This window comes from Jatrophihabitans sp. (assembly GCF_036389215.1).
GTDB lineage: Bacteria > Actinomycetota > Actinomycetes > Mycobacteriales > Jatrophihabitantaceae > Jatrophihabitans_A.
On the sequence record NZ_DASVQG010000030.1, the window covers coordinates 1 to 3,744 of the forward strand.

4 protein-coding genes are annotated in these 3,744 nt (G+C 69.7%); all 4 read right to left on the reverse strand.

Features of this window, described 5'->3' with window-relative positions:
* Window positions 1–90: 90 nt before the first annotated feature.
* Window positions 91–990: a transketolase gene (locus VF542_RS01345; protein ID WP_408649909.1), complete on the reverse strand. Its 900-nt coding sequence runs from the start codon at window positions 988–990 to the stop codon at window positions 91–93.
* Complete coding sequence (locus VF542_RS01350) at window positions 987–2,087, reverse strand: M20/M25/M40 family metallo-hydrolase (RefSeq protein WP_408649910.1); 1,101 nt, start codon at window positions 2,085–2,087, stop codon at window positions 987–989. The genes VF542_RS01345 and VF542_RS01350 overlap by 4 nt, the downstream gene beginning before the upstream one ends.
* Before the next feature lie 47 nt (window positions 2,088–2,134).
* Window positions 2,135–3,163 carry an N-acetyl-gamma-glutamyl-phosphate reductase gene (argC, locus tag VF542_RS01355; protein WP_408649911.1) on the reverse strand — a complete coding sequence of 343 codons (1,029 nt, stop codon included), beginning with the start codon at window positions 3,161–3,163 and terminating at the stop codon, window positions 2,135–2,137.
* Window positions 3,157–3,744, reverse strand: a 588-nt coding sequence (locus VF542_RS01360) for a RimK family alpha-L-glutamate ligase (RefSeq protein WP_408649912.1), incomplete at its 5' end; no start/stop codon positions are given. The genes VF542_RS01360 and argC, both read right to left, overlap by 7 nt.

The window sequence follows — 3,744 nt, forward strand, 5'->3', positions numbered from 1 at the left end:
TGTCGAGGCAGACCAGGCGGTCATCCAGCGACATGGCGGCGATCAGGGCGTCGCGGTATGCCTCCCGGCACGACGTTGCCAGAACCGCGGTCATGGCCGCCGCCCGTCGGCCTGCACCGCGGCCAGGGCCCGGCGCCGTTGCCGTTCGCCCAGCCTCGCGAAGTGACTCACCGCCGTGCCCTCGACGTAGGGCAGCCCGCGTCCCTTCACGGTGCGGGCGAGCACCACCGTCGGCCGGCCTTCTTCCGGCGCCGCGGTGAGCGCCGCGCGCAAGTGCCCGGGATCGTGGCCGTCCACCTCGCGCACCGTCCAGCCGAACGCGCGCCAACGCTCGTCCAGTGGTTCCAGTCCGACCACCGACTCGGTGTCGCCGGTGATCTGCAGGCGGTTGCGGTCCACCACCGCGGTCAGGCCCGTCAGGCCGAAGCTGCTCGCCGCCATCATGGCCTCCCATACCGAGCCCTCCTGCAGTTCACCGTCACCCAGCACGACGACGGTGCGCCGTCCGCTGCCGGACAGCCGTGCCTCCAGCGCGACGCCGACGCCGATCGGCAGCCCGTGACCCAGAGCGCCGGACGGCATCTCGACACCAGGCAGCGCCGGGTTCGGATGTGCCATGAACGGGCCACCGGGCTCGCCGTATTCGGCCAGCCTGGAGGCGGGGAAGAACCCGCGTTCGGCGAGCACCGCGTACAGGCACAACGCGCCATGACCCTTGCTGAGCAGCAGCAGGTCACGCGACGGATCGGCTGGGTCGTCGGGGTTCACCCGCAGCACGTCGAAGTAGAGCACCAGCAGGATCTCGACCAGTGACATGCTGCCACCCAGATGCCCACCGGTGGCGCTGGCGCACATCTCGATGATGCGTTCGCGCACCCTGATCGCCCGTTCGGCACAGTCAGCCGCGGCCAGGTCCTCCGCCGCCGCTCCGGGCTCGGACGGCCGGCCCGGCGCGGGTCCGGCAACCGGGCCCGCCATCAGTTCGGTCATGACAGGCCTCCGGTCGCGGCGGACAGTCGCGGCAGCATGGTCGAGAGTTCGTTCAGCGCCGTGCTGAGCACCCGGATGCTGGCCAGATACTCGACGAGCACGACATGTTCGTCATCGGAGTGGTCCAGCACGCTGTCACCAGGTCCGTAGGTGCCCATCGGGATCTGCCATCGCTCGGCGAGGGTGTTCATGTCGGAGGTGGCGGTCTTGACCTTGACGCCAGGGGCGCTGCCGGTCTGGCGGATCGCGCCGTTCAGCGCGCGAACCACCGGATCGTTGCGATCGACGCGGCAGGCGCCCACGACATTGATCAGCTCGATCTCGCCGCGGATCACTCGCGCTCGCAGCGCCGTCAGGAAGGCCTCGGCGTCAAAGCCGAACGGCGTGCGGATGCTCAGCTCGGCGGTTGCGGTGGTCAGGTCGCCGGTGATCGAGACCAGGGTGGCACCCGGCTGGTCGAACCGGGCATGGCTGGCCTCGGGTCCCAGCAGCTGGCATACCTGCAGCCAGCAGTCTGCGGCGAGTTCGCTGGCCTTCGGCGCCGGATTGGTCGGGTGCGTCGCCTCACTGCTCACCCGGTACCAGAAATCGAGTTTCCCCTTGTATCCCAGTACCACTGTCCGCCAGCCGCTCGGTTCGCCGATGATCAGGGCATCCGGTTGCCGGTGGGTGTCCAGGATATGCAGCGCCCCCCGCGACAGCGGCGTCTCCTCCTCGACCGCACCGACCACCACCAGCCGGCCGGCGAAGTCGCTGCTGACGGCCGCGCAGATCATGGCTGCCAGCGGTGCCTTGGCGTCCACCGTGCCGCGGCCGTAGAGCCGGCCGTCCTGTTCGCGCACCGGGACCGTCCCGGCCACCGTGTCCAGGTGGCCGAGCAGCATCACGGTGGGCCCGTCGCCGCGCTCCAGCTCACCGACGACGTTGCCGGCAGCGTCGACCTCGGCCGCGTAGCCGAGTTCGCTCATCTGCCCAGCCAGGAACTCGGCCAGCTCGGCCTCCTGATAGGACGGTGACGGGATCTCAACCATCTCCCTGAGCAACCGGACCGAGCGCGCGTCGGGTAGCACTGGGCTTTGCTGGGGGTACACCATCATCGAGCCGGACCTCCTGGAACGGACGGGGAAAAGCAGTGAGGATCGGCTTAGACCGGATGGAGCCCGATGAAGTCGAGGCCGGTCCGCTCAGGCAGGCCGAAGCGGACGTTGAGGCACTGCAGAGCGTTGCCGGCACCGCCCTTGACCAGGTTGTCCAGGGCGGCTATCGCGATCACCTGGCGGTGCGCGTCGTCGACGGCGAACCCGACATCGCAGTAGTTCGTGCCGGTCAGGATCTTGGGCTCCGGCAGCCGGTACAGCCCGGTTCTCGTCGTGACCACCCGGACGAACGGCTCGTCGCGGTAGAACTCCCGGTAGCGGATGCGCAGATCTCGCTCGGTGATCCCGGCGGCGACCGGAACCCGGCAGAGCACCTGTACCCCGCGCACCGCCTCGACGCCGGTCGCGGTCATGGATACCGGCCGGGCACCGATGCTCTGGCTGATCTCGGCCTCGTGCCGATGCCCGGCCGGAGCGAAGACCCGCATCGCGCCGCTGCGCTCGGCGTGCACGTTGGCCGCGCTCGCCCCCGCCCCGGAACCGCTGGAGCCGGTGCGGGCATCCACCGTCACGAGGCCGGTGATCAGGTCCGCCTCGGCCAGCGGCTGCAGCGCCAGGATGGCCGCCGTCGCCATGCACCCGGGCACGCTGATCCGGTCGGCCTCGGCCAGCCGCTTGCGGTGCACTTCGGGAAGTCCGGTGACGAAGCTGCTCACCAACTCCGGATGAGCATGCTCGGCTTGGTAATAGCGCCGGTACTGGGCCTGATCGGCGAGCCGGAAGTCGGCCGACAGGTCGATCACCACGCCCGCCCGGCCGATCATGTCAGGCATCGAATGCATGGTCTCGGTGTGCCCGGTGGCCAGCAGCACCACGTCATAGCTGGTCAGTTGATCCGGGCCGATGAAGGTCAGGTCGGTGACACCGCGCAGGTTCGGGTGGGTGCTGTCGATCCGGCGGCCGGCCAGCCTGCGCGACGTGGTCGCGGCCAACGTCAGGTCGGGGTGGCCGAGCACCAGCCGGAGCAACTCGCCACCGATGTAGCCGGCACCGCCGACCACCGCCACCCTCAGCATGCCTCCACCATGACCGCCATCGTGTATTCGACGATGCGGTCGGCGATGTCGACCTCACCGTCGTGAGCCAGCTGGAACCCGAAGAACTCGACGCCGGAGTTCACCTCCAGCACCAGCGGCCGTCCGTCCGGGTCTTCGATCAGATCGACCCCGGCGAGCTCGGCGCCCACCGATTCGGCGGCCGAGACCGCCAGCTTGGCCAGCTCGGTGGACAGTTCGCAGCGGATGCTCCGGCCACCCCGAGCGACGTTGGTGCGCCAGCCCTGGCTCAGCTGGTGGCTGGCGCCGACCGCCTCACCGCCGACCACGATCACCCGGATCTGCCGGCCTTCTGGAGGAATGAGGGTTTGCACGTATCCCAGATGTGCCTGCGGTCCGGTCAGTGCCGCTACGTACTCCAGCACCGTGACGGCCTCGGCCCGGGTCTCGAGCTTGGTGACCAACCGTCCCCAGGAGCCCGTCACGGGTTTGAGCACGGCCGGGTAGCCCAGTTCCTCGAGCGCCGCCAGGGTCGCCTCCGGCGTCATGGCGATCATCGTTCGGGGTGTGGGCAGGCCGGCTGCCCGCAGCGCCAGCGAGGT

What these genes read in the sequence shown, in the direction of transcription:
- VF542_RS01345 (WP_408649909.1), bottom strand. Translation starts at nt 990, where the DNA reads ATGACCGAACTGATGGCGGGCCCGGTTGCCGGACCCGCGCCGGGCCGG.
- VF542_RS01350 (WP_408649910.1), bottom strand. Translation starts at nt 2,087, where the DNA reads ATGATGGTGTACCCCCAGCAAAGCCCAGTGCTACCCGACGCGCGCTCG.
- argC (WP_408649911.1), bottom strand. Translation starts at nt 3,163, where the DNA reads ATGCTGAGGGTGGCGGTGGTCGGCGGTGCCGGCTACATCGGTGGCGAG.